Source organism: Ulvibacterium sp. (genome assembly GCF_965228935.1).
GTDB lineage: Bacteria > Bacteroidota > Bacteroidia > Flavobacteriales > Flavobacteriaceae > Ulvibacterium.
Genome location: NZ_OZ245846.1, coordinates 2873878 through 2894641, shown reverse-complemented (window position 1 = coordinate 2894641; position 20764 = coordinate 2873878). Strand labels below are relative to the sequence as shown.

Here is a 20764-nt window from a genome sequence, read left to right as displayed (position 1 = left end):
GACAAATATACTAAGCCGACTTTTGAATTCTATCGCTATTCCTATTAATTTTGAAAAAAGACAATTGCCATGCTGGGATTAAAACTACCGACCGACCCCCGATGGGTCAATATCGTTGAAAAAAACATCAGTGAAATTCTGACCGATCATGCTTATTGTGAACAAAAAGCGGCCAGTACGGCTATTTCGTTGATCGTCACTTTCCCTGAATATCCAGAATTGGTGGAGGAAATGATTGCGCTTTCCCGAGAGGAGATGGGCCATTTTAAAATGGTCCATGACAGAATTATTGCCCGTGGAGAAACTTTGGGCAAATACCGAAAGGACGAATATGTAATCGAATTGATGAAATTCTTCCCAAAAGGCGGTAGCCGCCCCACCCAATTGATCCATAGGTTGCTGTATGCGGCACTTATAGAGGCCAGAAGCTGCGAAAGGTTCCGTTTATTATCCGAAGAGCTTAAGGACAAAGAGCTAGCGGAATTCTATCATAAACTGATGGTAAGCGAAGCTACGCATTACACCATGTTCCTCAAATTTGCTAGAATGTACGGGAAACGAGACGAAGTTGACCAAAAATGGAAGGAACTGCTGATTTACGAAGCGAACATTATGAAAAACCTTGGAAAAAAGGAGACTGTTCACGGCTAGCCTAAACCTACCTTTTAAGGGGCCTAGGAATTGAGCCTTTCCAAATAATAATCGTACATGGCGAACTGAGATCGTACCTTTGGGCCGTCATTTTCCCTATAGGAATTATCCTGTTCTTCCGAAAAGATCCTAGCCTTCACATTGTCCTTCCAAGAAATTTCGAATGTATCTATCAATTCCTGTTTTACGTCCTTATCGTAAATAGGACAACCCACCTCCACACGGTAATCAAGATTTCGGGTCATCCAGTCTGCCGATGAAATATAGACTTTAGGGTTATCTTCATTGGCAAAAATGAAAACCCTTGGATGTTCCAAGAATTTATCCACTATGCTTATGGCCTCTATATTCTCGCTCATCCCTTTAACACCCGGGACTAAACAACAGATGCCTCGGATTATCAATTGAATTTTTACACCTGCCCTACTGGCCTCATACAACTTATCCACCATTCTATAGGACGTAAAGCTGTTCATCTTTATTTTTATATAGGCTTCCTTACCTACTATCGCATTGGCGATTTCATTATCAATGAGCTTTTGAAATGTACTTTTGGTGTAATGCGGGGAAACTACCAAATGCTTGTACTTGTTTATCTTATAGGTGGTTTCAAAAAAGGCGAAAACCTTATTCAGTTCCTTTAAAATGGACTCATGGGCGGTAAAAAGGGTATAATCTGTATAAATTCTTGCCGTGGATTCATTAAAATTGCCCGTGCTTATGAATCCGTAGCGCTTTATTTCCTCATTCTCTTCCCGTTCTACAACACATATTTTGCTATGTACTTTAAGTCCGGGCACCCCAAAAATTAGTTTAACGCCTTCCGCCTGTAACTGCTCCGCATATTCTATATTGGCCTGTTCGTCAAATCTCGCCTGTAGTTCTATTTGAACGGTAACCTGTTTCCCATTTTTAACGGCATTGATAAGTGATGCGGCAACTTGGGAGTTATTCGCCAGACGATATACGGTTATCTTTATGCTACGCACTTTTGGATCCAGAGCGGCCTCCCTTAAAAACTTGATGACATAGGAAAACGTATGATAGGGTGTATATTGCAAATAGTCCTTTTGGGCAATGTGCTCAAAAAGACTGCCCTCCATGCTCAATCCCTTTACCGGTAAAGGAGTAATTTTTTCGTAGAGCAAATCTTCCCTCCCCAAACTGGGAAAGCCCATATAGTCCCTTCGGTTGTGGTATCTACCCCCAGGGATAACGCTATCCGTATCTTCAATATTCATCTTTTCCTTAAGGAAAAGAAGGGTGTCCTGTCCTATGCTTTTGTCATAGACAAACCGTACAGGATCACTTATTTTACGGGACTCCACGCTAGAAGATATCTTCTCGATGAAGCTTTTGCTCAGATCATTGTCAATATCCAATTCGGCGTCCCGGGTAATCTTTATCATATGGGCTGAGATAGATTCATACTCGAACATGGTAAAGATGCTGTCCAAACAATACCGAATCAAATCGTCCAGGATAATGATGAAGTTTTTTTCTCCCTCCCTGGGAAGTACCACAAAACGGTCTATGCCTTTTGGAATTTCTATCAGGGCATACCTTTTTTCCTTTTCATCCCCGTCTCCCTTTATCACCATTTTTATGGCGAGATATGCCGCAGTATCCTTCAGCATGGGAAACTCGGTAAGGTCATTTAGGATAATGGTCATGAGCTGGGGGCTCACGTTTTGGACAAAGTATTTCTTTACGAATTCCTTTTGATTATCGTTAAGCTCTGTTTCCCGTAAAAGAAATATATTCTGCGTTTCCAGTTCCTTCTCTATATTCCTTAGAATGGTGATACTGTCCGCTTGCTGTTTGATTACAATTTTGGTGATTTCCTCAAGCAAATCCTTCGCTCTCTCGCCCCCCAAAACACTTTTACCGGTCTTTCCGGCTTCCACGATGCGCTTTACCGTGGCATAGCGTACTTTAAAAAATTCGTCAAGATTATTGGAAAATATCCCTAGAAATCGAAGTCTTTCTATTAGTGGTACGTTCTTATCGGCACTTTCCTGTAATACCCTTTCATTAAACCATAACCAACTAATTTCCCTGTTAACATATTGATTTCCCGTTTTGTTCATTCTCTAAGATGTTTTGGAAAAATGGCCTGTATTGTAGTCCCTTTTTCCACGGAAGCCCAATGGCGGGACTGAAATTCCAAATGGACCAGTCCACTGGTAGGAACATTGTCAATATAGCTATTTCCCAAGGAATTGGCAATATGTGTAAACGCGTGATTATGGCCAAAAACCATTACTGTTTTCAAATCGTCATCTAAATTTCGTACAAACTCGAGAACGCCATCCCCTGAAAAATCATATAACATATCGGCAAGCTCAAATTTGCCAAAGGGAAAGTTCAACCGCCTTAGAAAGATTAGGCAGGTATGAAGTGCCCTATTGGCAGGACTCGAAAAAACGGCATCGATTTCAATGTCCCGCGAATCAAATACGGAACTTACCAAATGACCATCATTAATTCCCCTTTCATTAAGTGGCCGATCTTTGTCATCCACGGAATACTCCCATGAAGATTTGCCATGTCTTACCAATATAAGTGTCTTCATTTAACCTAAACTTAATGTGAATTTAAAGGTGTCCATACCGAAATCTTAGGGTGCCAATCGTTCTATCCTCCAGTTAAAATCTTCTTGAAGCGCATATCGGATACGATCATGTAAACGATTGGGCCTGCCCTGCCAAAATTCGATGGATGAAGGCTTTACGATATACCCTCCCCAGTAATCGGGTCTTTCAATATCCTTTCCCAGGTATTTTTTCTCAAGTTCCTTTAACTTAACTTCCAAGAACTCCCGGGAAGGTATAACACTGCTTTGGTCCGATACCATTGCCCCCAATTTACTGCCTTCCGGTCGGGATTCAAAATACCCGTCGGATAAATTCTCTGCAATTTTCTCCGCATTTCCCTTTATAATGACCTGCCGCTCCATAACAGGCCAAAAAAATGAAAGACATACATTGGGGTTCTCGGCAATGGCCTTCCCTTTTTCGCTTTCATAATTGGTATAAAAAATAAACCCTTCATAGGTATATTTTTTAAGGAGAACCACCCTGTTTTTCGGAAAGCCGTCCAATCCCAAGGTAGAAATTGTCATAGCGTTGGGTTCATCCACTCCTTCCGAAGCCTCAACCTCATAGAACCACTTTTGAAAGAGTTCCATAGGATTATCCGAGATATTGTCCTCCATTAAGGCACTCTTTCTGTATGACTTCCTATAACTCCCTAAATCGTTTTGCATTTTGGCCATTGTTAAAAAGATAGGTAAAGTTCTTAAAAAGATGGGACTCTGGAAAAAGATGAATCGGAATCTTTCAAGCAAGAAGCCATAGGAGCAAACGGACGAAAATGGAAATCAAAACTCAAAGACTTTCCCGTCGTCCGCCAGTTCTACATTTTCAAAGATTTCTTCTGCCTCTTCCTTAAAGGAGTTAATAGATCGGTACCGTGTGGAATAATGCCCCAAAATAAGTTTGCCTACATTGGCCATCCGGGCAATGGTCGCCGCCTCCTTGGCGGTAGCGTGTTTTGTTTTAGCGGATAGGTGTTTCTCCGTTTCCAAAAAGGTCGCCTCATGGTACAAAATGCCCACACCCTTGATCTGGTCGACTATATCCGGTTTAAACCGGGTATCGCCGCAATATGCATAGCTCATAGGTTTTGGTGGATCCAACGTGAGCATCCCGTTCGGAATAATCCGTCCATCATCCAACTGTACATCTTTACCTTTTTTAATATTTCGAAAATAGGCCTTATCTATTTTATGGGCCCTTACGCATCAATATTCAATTTTCGTTCCGATGGTTTCTCCCTGAACAAGAATCCATTGGTATACACCCGATGGTTCAACGGAATAGTTTCCACGCTAACCTTATCGTCCTCAAATAGTATTGTGGGCTCCTTGGCGGTAAGTTCGTGGAAAATCAAGTCGTAATTGGTCCAAGAATCTCCAAGCTTCAGTAACAAAGTAATGGCCTCCTTTATTCCTTTTGGACCGTAGATATGCATTTCCCTGTCCCTCCCCAAAAGCCGAAATGTTGAAATTAATCCGGGGAGTCCAAAAAAGTGGTCTCCATGTAAGTGGGAGATAAATATATGGTTGATCCTTGAGAATTTTATCCTATGCTTCCTCAATTGTACTTGGGTCCCTTCACCGCAATCTATCAGGAACATATGGTTTTTGATTTCCAGTACTTGTGAGGTAGGATTGGTAAGCGTCCTTGGAGTAGCCGCATAACAACCTAAAATGGAAAGTCGCATGGCCATTAGCTATAAGTCCAAATCCCTTTCAATTTCCTCCATTTCAATGATATCATATGCTTCCTGAAGAGTCGGTACCAGACATATTTCATCGGGTACTTGATCATAGGACACTTTGTCCGTCACCAAAACAAAGGATTTTTTGGATGCCCTGTGCGCATTGGAAAGCTCCAAAAACTCTAAAATATCTCCAGAACTTAACTCCGAAAACGAAAAAAGATTGATTATGATATTGTCATTCTTTACCTTTTGATAAGACCCGTTCAAATTCTCCAAAAAGTTTTTGAGGGAGCTATTTTCCTGATACACCAAGGTTATGTTCCCTTCCCTATCAAAAATCATGGTTTACCGTTTTATTTTTGAGGCCAGCAAGTAAATAACGGCCATACGTATGGCTACACCATTCTCTACCTGGTTCAATATGATGGACTGTTTTGAATCGGCAACATCACTGGTTATCTCTACGCCTCTATTGATAGGCCCCGGATGCATAATCACAATTTCTTTGTCCAGACCATCCAACAACTTTCTGTTCACTCCATACTGTTGGGTGTATTCCCTAGTGGTAGGGAAATAGCTGATATCCAATCGTTCGTTCTGAATACGCAACATATTGGCTACATCGCACCAATTAAGGGCCTTCCGTAAATCGGTCTCCACCCCTACCCCCAAAGATTCCACGTGTTTGGGCAGCAGGGTACGTGGACCGCATACTTTGACCTTCGCCCCTTGGAGCTTTAAGGCAAATATATTGGACAGGGCCACCCTGGAGTGCAAAATATCCCCTACAATGACCACTTTTTTATCCGCTACATCACCTAGTTTTTCCCGGATGGAATACGAATCCAAGAGAGCCTGGGTAGGATGCTCATGTGCCCCGTCGCCCGCATTGATAATTGAGGCATTGACATGCTTGGCCAAAAAGATTCCTGCTCCCGGATTGGGGTGGCGCATCACTACCATATCTACCTTCATGGATAGAATGTTGTTTACGGTATCGATCAAGGTTTCACCCTTTTTTACCGAAGACTGTCCGGCAGAAAAATTGATGACATCGGCAGAAAGCCGTTTTTCCGCAAGTTCAAATGACAACTTTGTGCGGGTACTGTTTTCGAAGAAAATATTGGCTATGGTTATATCCCTAAGCGAGGGTACTTTTTTTATCGATCGATTGATGACCTCCTTAAAATGGTCGGCAGTCTCAAAAATGAGTTGAATATCCTTCTCTCCCAGATATTTTATTCCTAATAAGTGCCTTACACTTAATTCACTCATTCTTATTTGTTTATCAAATAAATTACGTCCTCGCCGTCGTTTTCTTCCCACATAACCTTTACCTTTTCATTATTTATGGCGTCAACCTGCCTGCCCCTATAATCAGGCTGTATAGGCAAATGCCGACTAAACCGACGATCGATCAGCGTAAGCAGTTCTATTTCCCGAGGCCGGCCAAAGGATTGAATTGCCGTAAGTGCCGCCCTTATACTTCTTCCGGTATATAATACATCATCTATAAAGACTACTTTCTTATCCTCTACCAAGAAATCTATTCTGGTTTTGCTGGCTTCCAATGGCTTGTCCCCTCTTCTAAAATCATCCCGATAGAAAGTGATGTCCAACAAACCGAGATTTACCTCCGTTACGCCATATTCCGATTGGAGTATTTTTTTTAACCTTTGAGCCACAAAAATACCCCTAGGCTGAAGGCCGATTAAAACGGTGTCCTTAAAATCCAAATGATTTTCAAGAAGTTGGCAAGCCAAACGATGGAGAATGATATTGATTTCTTTTGAGGAAAGTAGTACTTTTTGGCTCATGTATTAGACCGTCTACCCTTGGAAGGACAAAAATAGGGATTTCTCTTTAAAATATGTACGGATTCAACAAATACCTATTGGGATCGTATGGGTACTTTTCAGATTGAAATCGGAAGTTTTCTTGGCTTAAACTATTCTGAAAAGATGCGTCATTTATATAACTCGGTTTCTGAATTCATTGAATCCTTCTTCCCTAGGGTCAATATTCGGTTGTTACCCTATTCTTACGACAAAGGATATCGATAAGGGCCATTACTATTCTTAGATCCTCCTCGGTCTTGATTGCACTTTTCAATCTTTTTAAATGTTGGTCAAGATGGGTGTTATCCTGAAATCTGTTTTTATCGGTGAAATATCCTGGATCCACTCCAAGCGCTTTTGCCAGTTTAACCAAAGTTTCCGGTCTAGGTTTGGACAATCCATTTTCGTACCTGCCAATCTGTACATTGGATACTCCTGATATTTTCCCAAGGGTCACTTTGGTCAACTTATGGTCTAACCTTAATTTTTTTAACCTTTCCTTGATCATTTTTACTTTTTGGGGGAAGTTTATGTATTGCATGGCAACGCCATGTGAACTGCATTGGTCCGGTATCTTTGTCCCTTTCCATGACTGGGTCGGTTCTATACTATTCGGCCTGTAGGCTTTTAGTAGGATTCACATTTGCTTTCAAAACTTGGGTTGAACGGTGCAATACTGAGCGCCAAGCCCATTATCTTCAAAAAAGAAAAAATCGTTGTCCTATGGATGTTCCTCCAGGCAATCTTAAAATAGTTCCTCAACATGGTAAATACGTCTTGAATGCCATACGGTAGAGGCTCGCTACGTATAGGTTTGATGATTTAATAAAAGATGATGGTAAAAAAAATCCACCGAAATCCATGCCAAACTCATAAGCATCTTACAATCAAAAGATTATTCACGCTTTCCAATCTTTTTGACCTTACGACTGTAAAATTACTGGACAAGCAACGTCAAAAAAATGTACAACCTTTAGGAATGAAATCCTTTAATCCGACAATGCCGAATTTGTTCTTTGTTAGTAAAGACCTCGGAATTTCGAGTAGGTTACACTAAAAATTTATAGCGTTGCCATGAAAATTCAGCTCCAAGTAATAATATAAGGAGTGGATAAAGAAAGTATTTTGTAAAAAAGTAACCTTCCCCAACCGATCCAACCTAGGTGGAAATTGCATCGGTAAAGATGGTAAAACTTTAGACAGATAGTCTCCCATTAAGGATGAAAGGGACGGTAACATGGGCTAGGCGATGATCTGTAGATACTTGGTCTTTGTAGTGGAAAAAAATTTGACCTTATATCCATCAACCCGCCCATGAGACACCAAACCGTCCACTTTTATATACAACCAATAATTTTTTTTAGCATTGAACTTCACAGTTGAGGCTTTGACCAATACCCGAATCGGTATTTGAGAGACCCATAGCCTGGCCAAAGTTGTTTCGGAATCCCTATATCATACACTGGCCCTAAACAGAAATCCGTGGTGTTTAAATAAGTAAGGCCATCAAGCCTAAAGGTGGAGTTTGACCAACCACCTTTATGGCTTAAATGACCCACTTGAGAAAACCGAACCCCATATTTTTATACTATTCCAGTATTAGGTTTTAAATTGTTTTACGCCGTAAAACATAAAACAATAGAGATCATAGTCTATTTTTAAATACCGAAATAACCTTATAGTCATTTAATTTCACATAATGTAGCTTTTTTTCTACAACAAACATAGATTTTATACTCATAACAAAAATATTTATGTTGTGAAACCTGCCATTTTGTACCATAAAAACACGGATTATGTAGGTCAACAGAATTCTAAGGCTCGGTTTTTATGCTCTAAAACATAGATTGTTTGTATTTCGAAGCCTACGGATTACCTGTTTGGAATCGGTAAAACAATGCCAATTGCTACCACGAAATTTGGATTACCTATTTTGAAGTTGTTATACAAATAGCCTTTAATTCATGGAACGACCCAAATGGATATCCCCTTAATACAAAAAAGCCCCGGCAAAATGCCGGGGCTCCCTATTTCCCATTTAAAGGAAATAATACATTGGTATTGAAAACCTATTTCTTTTTATTGGCTTCCATCTTGTCCTTTAGGGCCTGTAATTGCTCATTGGCATCACCAAGGGTAGGTTTGGACTCCTCTGCACTGGCCGCAGCCCTTTTGGCCGCAGCTTTTACATTTCGTCTCTCCTCTTCCTTAAAAATGGCCGTATGGCTCGCTACAACACGCTTAAAGTCCTTATTGAACTCGATAATCTTAAATTCGGCCTCTTCACCTTTACTCAACTTCTTACCATCTTCCTTCTCCATATGCCTTTGTGGAATAAAAGCTGTGATATCCTCATTGAAGTCAATGGTACCTCCCTTGTCCACTATTTCCGTAAGGGTCGCTTTATGTACCGTTCCTTCGGCAAATTCCTTTTCATATTTGTCCCAGGGGTTTTCCGTAGTCTGCTTATGGCCTAAGCTAAGCTTACGACCTTCCACATCCAATTCCAGTACCTCTACCTCAATAGTATCGCCAACGGTCACGAATTCCGATGGATGTTTGATCTTCTTGGTCCAGGAAAGGTCGGAAATGTATATCAATCCATCTATTCCCTCCTCTAATTCAACAAATACCCCAAAGTTGGTAAAGTTCCTGATAATTCCCTTGTGCCTGGAACCCACTGGATATTTGGAAGTAATATCGGTCCATGGATCCGGGGTAAGTTGTTTGATACCCAAGGACATCTTGCGATCTTCCCTGTCCAAGGTCAATACTACCGCCTCTACCTCATCGCCTACATTTACAAAATCCTGGGCGGAACGTAAATGTGTGGACCAGGACATTTCGGAAACGTGGATAAGTCCCTCAACGCCCTCTACAACTTCTATAAAGGCGCCGTAATCCGCAATTACAACAACTTTTCCTTTTACTTTGTCCCCGATCTTGATCTCATCGCTCAAGGCATCCCATGGGTGTTTCTCCAATTGTTTTAGCCCTAATTGAATCCTTGATTTATTTTCATCAAAATCAAGGATAACGACGTTGAGCTTTTGATCTAGCTCAACCACTTCGTTGGGGTGGTTGATCCTGCTCCAGGAAAGGTCGGTGATATGAATCAATCCGTCCACGCCACCAAGGTCTATAAAGACACCGTAGGAAGTAATGTTCTTGACAACACCTTCCAACACCTGTCCTTTTTCCAACTGGCTGATAATCTCTTTCTTCTGCTCTTCAATATCCGCCTCTATAAGTGCCTTATGGGAAACGACCACATTTTTGAATTCGTGGTTGATCTTAACCACTTTGAATTCCATCGTCTTTCCTACGTATTGGTCGTAATCACGAATTGGTTTTACGTCAATCTGTGACCCTGGCAAGAAAGCTTCTATACCAAAGACATCAACGATCATACCGCCCTTGGTCCTACATTTTACAAATCCGCTTACAATTTCTTCCTTATCATGGGCATTATTTACCCGTTCCCAGGCTTTAATGGTCCTGGCCTTTCTATGGGAAAGGACCAATTGGCCACTTTTATCCTCACGGATATCGATCAGTACTTCTACCTTATCGCCAATCTTTAAGTTCGGATTATAGCGAAACTCGTTTAAGGAGATAACCCCTTCGGATTTTGCGTTAATATCTATAATCGCCTCACGCTCGGTCAAATGGACTACTTTTCCCTCAACTACTTCCTCATCCGCAGTATCCACGAAATTCTCGGCCACGAGATCTTCAAATTCCTGGAGTTTGGAATCCTCTACGCGCTCTATTCCCTGTTCGTATTTTTCCCAATCAAAATTTTCCAGGAATTCCTTGGGATCTTGAACCGGAGTCTCTGTTTGCGTTTCCTGTACTGCTTCGGTAGTCCCTTCTACTTGAGCTGTTTCTTTTTCTTCAGCCATATGCTGATTTAATTTGTATCCCGAAGTGTTACAAGAGCTATACAATAGCTTCGGAAGTTGTTAAAAGTTTATTTTTTATCCTATCCTTTTCCTCTTGACTCTTTGCAAAAAAGGACTGCAAAAGTACAATTTAAAAACGGTTTTGCAAACCATAACTATTGAAGCTGGGGGCGAAAATAGTATTTCCAGGCTTTTTCATAATAATATATGAAGAATCGTTATCTTTCGGGCATTAATATTAACCATTAAAAGAGAACAACTATGAGCGTCAAAGCCAAGTATCAGCCCGTTTTAAATTTGGGCGAACAATTAGGGGTAAAGGATGGAAATGTCACCGAGGAAGGTGGCATCATAAAGATAAAGGGGGAGGCCAATACACCCTACGAGAAAGATTTATTGTGGGATAAAATAAAGGAAATCGGTGGTGAAAATCCATCTGACATAAAGGCCAATATTACCGTTGCCGATGATTCCGTTTACCACAGGCATGTAGTCAAAAGCGGGGAATCGTTAAGTAAGATCGCAAAACACTATTACGGTGATGCCATGAAGTACAACCAAATCTTCGCGGCCAATACGAATATATTAAGCAATCCGGATGTAATTCATCCCGATCAGGTCTTGGTTATTCCCAATATCTAAAATGATATTCGTGTAATACAAAAAAGGGCGCTCAATGAGCGCCCTTTTTGCTTTCCAAAACACGCTTTGCGTAATTGTATAAGCGCTCAAACTGTTCTTGTAGTCCCATATCGCTGTTATCAAAGGTTATGGCACCTTCGGCCTTTCGTAAAGGGGAAAATTCCCTACTGGAATCTATCCGATCTCTAGACTGTACATTTTTTAGCACCTGTTCATAGGTAACCTTTTCCCCCTTGTCCAAAAGCTCCTTATATCTTCTATAAGCTCTTTTTTCAGGTGATGCGGTCATAAAAACCTTTAGTTCCGCGTTGGGAAAAACCACGGTCCCAATGTCCCTGCCGTCCATAACGATCCCTCTTCCTTGACCCATTTTCTGCTGCATGCCGACCAGCATTTCTCGAACCTCTTTAATCTCGGCTATTCTGCTCACATATCTTGAAACCTCCAAGCTTCGTATTTCCTTTTCTACATGGATTCCATTAAGGTACATCTCGGAATATTCCAAAGTATCATTGTAGCGAAACTCCAAATCAATTTTGGAAAGTGACTCCACGATGGCCGGGTTATCATCGATTTGTTCCCCGATAAGCCCGTTTTGAAGGGCATACAGTGTTACGGCCCTATACATGGCCCCAGTATCTATATAAACATAACCTAAGGCCTTTGCCAATTGTTTTGCAATCGTACTCTTCCCCGTGGACGAATAACCATCTATAGCAATCGTAATTTTTCCCATAGGTTAAAAATAGGGAGAATTACAGAGTTCAAGGATGATTTTTAAGGCGAATATCTCCCGAATTGGATTAGAGTTTTTTGGCGTTCTTTACTTTTCTGTCCGTCAGGGCGGTATCTATAACTTCGTGCATATCGGTTACATAATGGAAAACAAGTCCTTTTAGGTACTCTTGCTTTATTTCCAAAATGTCCTTCCTATTGTCTTCGCAGAGAACAATTTCCTTGATTTTTGCACGCTTCGCCGCTAGAATTTTTTCCTTTATACCACCCACGGGCAATACCTTTCCACGAAGTGTAATCTCACCGGTCATTGCCAAGCTCCTTTTCACTTTCCTCTGGGTAAACAAAGATACCAGGGAAGTCAACATGGTAATCCCGGCACTAGGCCCGTCCTTTGGTGTAGCACCTTCCGGTACATGGATATGAACGTTATATTTATCAAAAACCCGGGCATCTATCCCAAATCGCTCCGCGTTGGATTTTATATACTCCATGGCAATGGTGGCGGATTCCTTCATCACCTTCCCCAAGTTGCCCGTTATATTCAATGTCCCTTTTCCTTTGGATAATATGGATTCTATAAAAAGAATATCCCCGCCAACACTGGTCCAAGCAAGTCCAGTGACTACACCGGCAACTTCGTTGTTCTCATATTTATCCCGCTCCAAACGTGCCGGCCCTAGAACCTTCTCAACGTCGGCATTGCTCACTTTAATTTCATATTCCTCCTCAGTGGCAATGGATTTGGCCGCATAGCGGACCATTTTGGCAATTTGTTTTTCCAAGGAACGTACCCCGGACTCTCGGGTATACCCTTCCACGATTTTTTCCAATTGTCGTTTTCCTATTTTTAAATCCTTTGAGGAAAGCCCATGCTCCTTCAATTGCTTAGGAAGTAAGTGCCTTTTTGCTATCTCAACCTTTTCCTCTATGGTATAGCCCGTTACATTAATAATCTCCATTCTATCCCGTAGCGCAGGTTGAATAGTGGACAGGTTATTGGCCGTGGCGATAAACATCACTTTGGAAAGGTCATATCCCAATTCCAGGAAATTATCGTGAAACTCACTATTCTGTTCGGGATCCAATACTTCCAACATAGCTGAGGAAGGATCTCCTTGATGACTGCTGGAAAGTTTATCTATTTCATCCAATATAAATACAGGGTTGGAGGTTCCTGCTTTTTTAATGCTCTGTACAATGCGACCCGGCATGGCACCGATATAGGTTTTGCGATGGCCCCGGATCTCAGCCTCGTCCCGCAATCCTCCCAAGGACATCCTCACATACTCCCGTCCCAAGGCTTCGGCAACCGATTTTCCCAAAGAGGTCTTCCCGACTCCCGGAGGCCCATAAAGACAAAGAATTGGCGATTTCATATCATTACGCAGCTTCAATACCGCCAAATACTCCATTATCCTGCGCTTTACATCTTCCAGCCCATAATGGTCCCTGTCCAAAATCCGCTGCGCTCTTTTTAAATCGAACTTATCCTCGGAATACTCGTTCCAGGGAAGGTCCAAGAAAAGATCAAGGTAATTTCTTTGGATGGAATATTCCGCAACTTGGGGGTTCATTCGCTGCATCTTGGCCAATTCCTTTTCAAAATGCTCCTTTACTTTTTTTCCCCATTTTTTGGTCTTGGCCTTGGTACGCATCTCCTGTACCTCTTCATCATAGGAAACACCACCCAATTCTTCCTGGATGGTCTTCATTTGTTGATGAAGAAAGTATTCGCGTTGTTGCTGGTCCATATCGCTCCTAACCTTGGATTGAATGTCATTTTTTAGTTCCAGCCTTTGCAATTCCAGGTTCATATACTTCAATGTGGCTAAGGCCCTTTCCTGTAGGCTGCCTATTTCCAAGAGCTCTTGCTTTTCCTTTACATCCAAATTTAGATTGGAGGACACAAAATTGATCAAGAACGAATTGCTCTGGATATTTTTGATGGCAAAGGACGCTTCACTTGGAATATTGGGATTGTTCTTGATTATTCGCAACGCCAAATCCTTTATGGACTCAATAATGGCCAGGAATTCCTGTCCGTCCTCATCCGGTCGCTCTTCCTTTGTCTCCCTTACCGTGGCCATCATGTAAGGCTTTTTGGTAAGTATTTCAGCTATTTCAAAACGCTTTTTGCCCTGTATGATAACCGTAGTATTCCCGTCCGGCATTTGCAGTACCCTTAAAATCCTCGCTACGGTACCCAAGGTATTGATATCATTGATATCCGGATTTTCAGTTTCCTCATCCTTCTGGGAAACCACTCCAATAACCTTAGATCCATTATTGGCGTCTTTTATTAAATTAATGGACTTGTCCCTACCGGCCGTGATAGGGATTACTACACCGGGAAACAATACCGTGTTTCGCAAAGGTAAAATAGGCAAGGTCTCCGGTAGCCCTTCATTACTCATTTTTTCTTCATCCTCTGGAGTCAATAGAGGAATCAACTCGGAATCCTCATCAATTCCATGAAAGGACATATTGTCAAAATTTGAAAATTTGGAATCTCCCATATATTTATTTCGGTCATTCTGTCACTGTGGGGCAGAATATCATGTTCAAATAAAACTTCATTAAAGCCGATAGCGCCTATTTTTAGTATTATCCCATAAAATAAGAAACTATAGCCATACCTCAATAAACAATTGTTATGCCATTTCTATATAGGGTAAACTTACTTTTTTCATAATTTACTGTAACAATCCCAAAATAGGGTCATCTTTTGTATAAACCGTCCATCTTTTGAGCCACAAGAGTGAACATACTGATGCTTTATTGCAACTATGCCTTAAAGGAAACCAAAGTGCACAACTGGAGATTTACAATCGGTATTACAAGGCGATGTACAACATTTCCCTTAGGATTGTAAAGGACAGTGCCGAAGCCGAGGACATTATGCAGGAATCATTTCTAAACGCGTTTACAAAACTGCACACGTTCAAAGGGGAAGTTACATTCGGGGCATGGTTAAAACGAATTGTAATAAACAACAGTATCTATCACTATAAAAAGCAACAGAAGAAAAACGAAGTTGCTTTGGAAGATGTAATGTACAGGGTCGAGGATAATGATGGAGTTGCTTCGGATCATGCGTTTACCGAACTGAAGGCTCAAAAGGTGATGGAAGCCATGAAACGGTTGAAAGACAATTACAGAATTTCTTTGACCCTACATTTAATCGAAGGTTACGACTATGAGGAAATAAGTGGTATTATGAATATAAGTTACGCTAATTGTAGGACAACAATCTCTAGAGCCAAGGAAAGCCTACGACAAAAACTATTAATCGCAGGATAATGGAAAACGAAAATTTGGAAAAGCTGTTCAAAAGACTACAAGGCTCTTTTGATATCGAAGAACCGGCTCCAGGTCATGAAGCGCGCTTTTTGGAAAAATTAAGTGCTTCCCAGGGAGTGGTACAGATGCACACTAAAAGAAAAAACTGGTGGAAACCCTTGTCCATAGCGGCTTCCGTTCTTGTTCTTTGTACCATAGGCCTTGGCCTCTATACCAGTGAGGCCACAACAGATGAAAAAGTGGCGGAAATCTCCCCAGAGGTATCCAAAACACAGTTTTACTTTGCCAATCTCATCGAGCAGCAGGTAAGGGAACTGGAAAGCAAGAGTTCCCCGGAAACCGAAAAAATCATTGCCGATACTATGACCCAATTGAAAAAATTGGAGACAAATTACGGACAATTGGAGCAGGACTTATTAAATGGTGGTAACAGCAAGCTTTTACTCAGCGCCATGATCACCAACTTTCAGACAAGGATAGATCTTTTGCAAGATGTGCTAGACCAAATTGAAACTATACAAACATTAAAAGATTACAATGATGAAAACATTACTATATAAATACACGGCAGTAGTACTTCTTTGTACGCTCCCATTGACCTTGTGTGCCAATGAGGGAAAACTAAAGGGTAGATACACCAAGGAGAAAACTATAAAAAAGGAGTTCAATGTTAACTTTGATGCCCTTCTAAAAGTAAATAATAGCTATGGGAACCTCAATATAACCTCTTGGGACGAGAATCGTGTACTTATTGAGGTACACATCAAGACCAATGGCAACAACGAGGACAAGGTGCAGCGTAAGTTGGATAATATCACCGTGGACTTTGATGCAAGCAGTAGTATGGTATCCGCCAAAACCATTTTTAACAGCAATAAGGGTAGTTGGGGTTGGAACTGGGGAAGGAACAACAACGTAAATATGCAGATCAATTATACCATTAAACTACCTGTAAAGAACAGTGTAAATCTAGATAATGATTACGGAAACATCATTTTAGACCGCGTAGACGGCCATGCCAAAATAAATTGTGATTATGGCCGATTGGAAATCGGGGAATTACGGGGGAGGAACAACCAACTTAATTTTGACTATACTTCCAGATCTAGTATCAGTTATATCAACAGTGGTGACATACGGGCAGACTATTCCGGTTTTACCATCGAAAAGGCCGGAGACCTTATGATCAATGCGGATTATACAGATTCTACCGTGGAAGAAATGGAAAATTTGCAATATACCTGTGATTACGGAAAAATAGACATCGGTAAGGCAAACGATGTTCAGGGAAGCGGGGACTACATCAATGTAAAGTTGGGTACCATACATGGTGACGTGGGTATTACCGCGGATTATGGCTCCATAAAAATAGAAAATATGGCCGATGATGCCGGAGACCTTCAAATTAGAACGGATTATACAGGAATCAAAATCGGATATTCTCCCCAATACCATTTCGATTTTGAAATCGATACGGAATATGCCGGGGTAAATGGTATGGGGGATTTTGAGGTCAATATCAGCAAGGAGAAATCCCATTCCAAGTACTATAAGGGTTACCATGGACAACAAAATAGTGGAAACACGGTCACCATTTCCAGTGACTACGGTGGTGTATCATTTTCAAGAAATTAAATAAAACCTCAACCATTATGAAAAATGTCTTAATACTCGGTTTAGTCTCGATCTTTACCTTTTCCATCCAGGCACAAAGCCTTGAAAAAAGAACGGTAGGGGAATACGATGAAATCTCCGTGTCGGGTTGGTTCGATGTGGAACTGGTAGAAGGGAAAGAAGGCCAAATTACCCTCACAGGAAAGGCGAGCCAATTAAAACATATCGAAAGCGAAGTAGTAAACGGCGACCTAAAAATAGAATGGGGCAAGAGAACCAATATAAACCCTTTCTATTCTTTTTCCAAGATAACGATAACCATACCTGTTGAAAGCATCCATGGCGTATCACTTTCCGGATCAGGTTCAATTTCGGGAAGTACAACCTTGTCCGCAGAACGTTTTGCCGCCAATCTTTCCGGTTCCGGTGAAATCGATTTGAACGTAAATGCGAATTCCTTAAATTCCAGAATATCGGGTTCCGGGAATATTATATTTCACGGACAGGCCGAAAACCATGATGCCGAGATTTCCGGTTCCGGTAAGATAAAGGCTTATGACCTGGAAACAGATATTGTAGTGGCGACCATAAGCGGCTCCGCCAATGTTAATGTAAAGGCGAATAAAGAAATCCGGGCAAGAATCTCAGGTTCCGGAGATGTCAATTATATTGGATCCCCCGATAAGATCGATAGCAAGGTTTCCGGATCAGGTTCCGTGACCAAAAGAAAAAGGAGTAGTTAGAAAACTAAATAGTAACCAAAAAAAACGACGTATCATGAAAAAATTAATCACATTAAGTCTCGTGCTCGCATTTACGGTCTCCTGTACCGCGCAATGGGGCCGTAGAATAAAAGGAAACGGCAATACCGTAACTATAGAGCGATCCACGGGTGACTATGACGCGATTGCAGTATCGGGATGGTTTGATGTAAACCTGGTAGACGGCAACGAGGGGGAACTTACGTTAAGGGGTGAAGATAACCTTTTGGAATACATTAAAACCGAAGTTAAAAACGGGAAACTGGTCATTAAGACCGAAAAAGGGGTAAATCTAAAACCTTCCAAGTGGAAAGAAGGCATTGTCATAACCGTTCCTGTAGAAAGTGTAAACTCCGTATCGCTATCCGGGTCAGGTGATATTGTTGGCAGAACGACCATAAAGGCCAGTACCTTTGAAACGGCCATGTCCGGCTCCGGAGATATTACTTTATCTGTAGAGGCTAACTCGATCAATGCCTCCATGTCCGGATCGGGTGATATTCGGCTTGAAGGAAAAACCGATGATTTTGAAGTGAGTATTTCAGGTTCAGGAGATGTCGAGGCCTATTCGCTTGAGGCAGAGAATGTAGAGGCCACCGTATCCGGGTCGGCAAACATACAGGTTACCGCCAATCAAAGGCTAAGGGCACGGGTTTCCGGATCCGGGGATATAGAATACCGAGGTAATCCTGAAAAAATAGATACCAAGACATCCGGTTCCGGGGATATTTCCAGGGGGTAATCCGACAAAAAGAACAAAATCAAAAAACGAGCAACATGCCAATCAAAGCTTCCATTATCCGATGGAGGCTTTTTTGGTTTTATTCACCCGGGTAAGTAAAAACATCCCTATTAGAAAAAACAGCCCTAGAAAAATCGTGGAGTTTCGCATACTCCCGGTGAACTGGGCGACAAATCCATATAAAAAAGTGCCTATTACAATGCCTATTTTTTCGGCTACATCATAAAAGCTAAAAAAGGAGGTGGTATCCGTTGTTTCAGGGATAAACTTGGAATAGGTGGAGCGGGACAAGGCCTGTATCCCTCCCATGACCATTCCCACGCATCCTGCAGCAATGTAGAAGTCCATTGGAGTAATCAAAAAGTAGGCATAGATACAAATGGACACCCATAAAAGGTTGATTACGATAAGGGTTGGAATGTTTCCGAAAGCCTTGGATGCCTTCGCGGTCAAAGTGGCGCCCAGGACGGCTACGATCTGTATGACCAAAATGCTGGTGATCAAGCCTGTGGTCCGTTCGCCATCAGAACCCCAATTGATCTCCTCTTCTCCGAAATAGGTGGCAATAAGCATTACGGTCTGGACCGCCATACTATAGACAAAAAATGCCCCTAAATAACGCTTCAGTTTGGTCTCATTGCCCAATTGATGCCAAACGCCCTTTAACTCCCTAAAACCGTTAAGTATGACATTCGTTCTTTTATCCTCTTTTTTATATCCTTTGGGCAGGTGAAAAAAAGTATACTGCGCAAAACCTATCCACCAGATACCGACAGAGACAAAGGAGTACTTCATGGCCTTCAATTCGGCAGCCTCCCCTACACTATCCTGAATGCCAAAAAGGTCAGGTTTCATGACCATGGCCAGATTGAACAGCAAAAGGATGACACTTCCTATATATCCCATGGAAAAGCCCTTTGCACTAATGCGATCCTGTTGCTCGGGAAATGCGATATCCGGCAAGTATGAATTATTAATGGCGAAGCTCACCCAAAAACCGACGAGACCAAAAAAATAGCATGTTAAACCCAAGTAGATATTGTCCAGGGAAAACCAATAGAGACCTATGCAGGAGAGCCCGCCCAGATAACAAAAAAACTTCATGAATACCTTCTTGTTTCCGACATAATCCGCAATACCGGACAGTAATGGTGTTATTATGGCTATGAACAAGAAAGCAGCTGAAGTAAGGTAACTGATCAACGGTGCCCTTGCAATTTCCCCACCAAAAACGGTTACCTTTTCAACTTCGGCCACTCGAAATAATGCGCCATAGAATATGGGAAAAATGGCCGAAGCAATGACCAGGCTATAGACCGAATTTGCCCAATCATAAAACGCCCAGGCATTTAACAACTTTCGATCTCCCTTTATTGCTATTGTTCTGTCCATATAAAAAATAAAACCCGTCCGCCAATTGGCGGACGGGTTTCAATATACAATTTTATACAACTATTTTGAGGGATTTATTGAAACGATGTTACACCAAATTTACTGGCTTCCTGTTTTGCCATTGGAGCCCATTTTTCGAGATTGGCTATCCGGGTATCGTTGGAAGGGTGTGTACTCAAGAACTCGGGAGGGGCCTGTCCCCCGCTTTTGGCCTTCATTCTTCGCCAAAGATTGGCAGCCTCATCCGGGTTATAGCCCGCAATGGCCATCATTTGAAGCCCTATCAAATCCGCTTCGGTCTCGTGACTCCTACTAAAGGGCAGCATTAAACCCACGGAAGATCCTATACCATAGGCTTGATTGAACATGTTACGCTTCTGGGGATCCTGAATGGCCACATTGCCTGCTACGGCCCCCAACTGCTGCAAGGTACCGGCGCTCATCCGTTGCGCCCCATGATCTGCAAGGGCATGGGCCACTTCATGGCCCATAACTACCGCAATACCGGTCTCTCCCTGACAGATGGGCATGATACCTGTATAAAAAACGATTTTTCCTCCGGGCATACACCATGCATTTACGGCCTCGTCCTGTACAAGTTTGTATTCCCATTTATAGTCCTTAAGGTATCCCGGTTGGCCATTTGCAGTCAACCATCTTTCAGCGGCGGAAGCAATCCTCTGTCCTACTTTTTCTATCATTCTGGCTTCGGCCGTACCTTCTACCACTTTGTTTTCAGTCAAAAACTGATCGTATTGAGCAAAGGCCGTGGGGAATAATTGGTTATTGGAATAAAAGTTCAAAGTGCTCTTTCCGGTAAACGGATTGGTTTTACAGGCCGCCACGCCCATAAAAATCACCAATGTCAATATTAATCTTTTCATTTTTACTAGT

General features: G+C 41.8%; 19 protein-coding genes and 1 pseudogene. 7 read left to right on the top strand and 13 right to left on the bottom strand.

Annotated features, from left to right (window positions below; translation table 11 throughout):
* Positions 1-69: 69 nt before the first annotated feature.
* On the top strand, positions 70-651 hold the full coding sequence (locus ACO06Y_RS12265) for a tRNA-(ms[2]io[6]A)-hydroxylase (RefSeq protein WP_422084117.1): 582 nt from the start codon (positions 70-72) through the stop codon (positions 649-651).
* 23 nt (positions 652-674) lie between these two features.
* On the opposite strand, the gene ppk1 is transcribed toward ACO06Y_RS12265, so the two are convergent.
* The 9 genes and pseudogenes from ppk1 to rpsA all read right to left on the bottom strand — a co-directional run bounded on the left by ppk1 (position 675) and on the right by rpsA (position 10681).
* Complete coding sequence (gene ppk1 / locus ACO06Y_RS12260) at positions 675-2741, bottom strand: polyphosphate kinase 1 (protein WP_422084116.1); 2067 nt, start codon at positions 2739-2741, stop codon at positions 675-677.
* The gene (locus ACO06Y_RS12255) at positions 2738-3226 is read right to left on the bottom strand and encodes a SixA phosphatase family protein (protein ID WP_422084115.1); all 489 of its coding nucleotides are present in this window, start codon (positions 3224-3226) and stop codon (positions 2738-2740) included. The genes ppk1 and ACO06Y_RS12255 overlap by 4 nt, the downstream gene beginning before the upstream one ends.
* 45 nt (positions 3227-3271) lie before the next feature.
* Entirely contained in the window at positions 3272-3919 is a 648-nt protein-coding gene (pdxH, locus tag ACO06Y_RS12250) for a pyridoxamine 5'-phosphate oxidase (RefSeq protein WP_422084114.1), read from the bottom strand.
* Positions 3920-4033: 114 nt separating this feature from the next.
* Positions 4034-4938: pseudogene (locus ACO06Y_RS12245) on the bottom strand (ribonuclease Z).
* 9 nt (positions 4939-4947) lie between these two features.
* On the bottom strand, positions 4948-5280 hold the full coding sequence (locus ACO06Y_RS12240; RefSeq protein ID WP_422084113.1) for a ribonuclease Z: 333 nt from the start codon (positions 5278-5280) through the stop codon (positions 4948-4950).
* Between the two features lie 3 nt (positions 5281-5283).
* A complete protein-coding gene (locus tag ACO06Y_RS12235; protein ID WP_422084112.1) occupies positions 5284-6213 on the bottom strand; it encodes an aspartate carbamoyltransferase catalytic subunit in 930 nt (309 codons plus the stop codon).
* A 2-nt stretch (positions 6214-6215) separates the two neighbouring features.
* Positions 6216-6755 carry a bifunctional pyr operon transcriptional regulator/uracil phosphoribosyltransferase PyrR gene (gene pyrR, locus ACO06Y_RS12230; RefSeq protein ID WP_422084111.1) on the bottom strand — a complete coding sequence of 180 codons (540 nt, stop codon included), beginning with the start codon at positions 6753-6755 and terminating at the stop codon, positions 6216-6218.
* A 199-nt stretch (positions 6756-6954) separates the two neighbouring features.
* Positions 6955-7284, bottom strand: a complete 330-nt coding sequence (locus tag ACO06Y_RS12225) for a helix-turn-helix domain-containing protein (protein WP_422084110.1) — start codon at positions 7282-7284, stop codon at positions 6955-6957.
* A gap of 1561 nt (positions 7285-8845) precedes the next feature.
* A complete protein-coding gene (gene rpsA, locus ACO06Y_RS12220; RefSeq protein WP_422084109.1) occupies positions 8846-10681 on the bottom strand; it encodes a 30S ribosomal protein S1 in 1836 nt (611 codons plus the stop codon).
* A gap of 261 nt (positions 10682-10942) precedes the next feature.
* On the opposite strand from rpsA, the gene ACO06Y_RS12215 reads away from it, so the two are divergent.
* Positions 10943-11323, top strand: a complete 381-nt coding sequence (locus ACO06Y_RS12215) for a LysM peptidoglycan-binding domain-containing protein (protein ID WP_422084108.1) — start codon at positions 10943-10945, stop codon at positions 11321-11323.
* A 31-nt stretch (positions 11324-11354) separates the two neighbouring features.
* On the opposite strand, the gene cmk is transcribed toward ACO06Y_RS12215, so the two are convergent.
* Together cmk and lon are read right to left on the bottom strand one after the other, a co-directional pair.
* Positions 11355-12059 (bottom strand): (d)CMP kinase, encoded by a 705-nt coding sequence (gene cmk, locus ACO06Y_RS12210; protein WP_422084107.1) that lies wholly within the window; start codon positions 12057-12059, stop codon positions 11355-11357.
* Between the two features lie 67 nt (positions 12060-12126).
* Positions 12127-14577, bottom strand: a complete 2451-nt coding sequence (gene lon, locus ACO06Y_RS12205) for an endopeptidase La (RefSeq protein ID WP_422084106.1) — start codon at positions 14575-14577, stop codon at positions 12127-12129.
* A gap of 229 nt (positions 14578-14806) precedes the next feature.
* Between lon and ACO06Y_RS12200 the strand changes: the two genes are divergently transcribed.
* The 5 genes from ACO06Y_RS12200 to ACO06Y_RS12180 are packed head-to-tail and all read left to right on the top strand — an operon-like array spanning position 14807 to position 18478.
* Positions 14807-15361 (top strand): RNA polymerase sigma factor, encoded by a 555-nt coding sequence (locus tag ACO06Y_RS12200; protein ID WP_422084105.1) that lies wholly within the window; start codon positions 14807-14809, stop codon positions 15359-15361.
* Positions 15361-15921 carry a hypothetical protein gene (locus ACO06Y_RS12195; protein ID WP_422084104.1) on the top strand — a complete coding sequence of 187 codons (561 nt, stop codon included), beginning with the start codon at positions 15361-15363 and terminating at the stop codon, positions 15919-15921. The genes ACO06Y_RS12200 and ACO06Y_RS12195 overlap by 1 nt, the downstream gene beginning before the upstream one ends.
* Complete coding sequence (locus ACO06Y_RS12190) at positions 15902-16996, top strand: hypothetical protein (RefSeq protein ID WP_422084172.1); 1095 nt, start codon at positions 15902-15904, stop codon at positions 16994-16996. The genes ACO06Y_RS12195 and ACO06Y_RS12190 overlap by 20 nt, the downstream gene beginning before the upstream one ends.
* 17 nt (positions 16997-17013) lie before the next feature.
* The gene (locus ACO06Y_RS12185) at positions 17014-17718 is read left to right on the top strand and encodes a head GIN domain-containing protein (RefSeq protein ID WP_422084103.1); all 705 of its coding nucleotides are present in this window, start codon (positions 17014-17016) and stop codon (positions 17716-17718) included.
* 34 nt (positions 17719-17752) lie between these two features.
* The gene (locus tag ACO06Y_RS12180; RefSeq protein WP_422084102.1) at positions 17753-18478 is read left to right on the top strand and encodes a head GIN domain-containing protein; all 726 of its coding nucleotides are present in this window, start codon (positions 17753-17755) and stop codon (positions 18476-18478) included.
* Positions 18479-18532: 54 nt separating this feature from the next.
* On the opposite strand, the gene ACO06Y_RS12175 is transcribed toward ACO06Y_RS12180, so the two are convergent.
* A complete protein-coding gene (locus ACO06Y_RS12175) occupies positions 18533-19870 on the bottom strand; it encodes an MFS transporter (RefSeq protein WP_422084101.1) in 1338 nt (445 codons plus the stop codon).
* A gap of 74 nt (positions 19871-19944) precedes the next feature.
* The gene (locus ACO06Y_RS12170) at positions 19945-20754 is read right to left on the bottom strand and encodes a M48 family metallopeptidase (RefSeq protein WP_422084100.1); all 810 of its coding nucleotides are present in this window, start codon (positions 20752-20754) and stop codon (positions 19945-19947) included.
* Positions 20755-20764 lie beyond the last annotated feature (10 nt).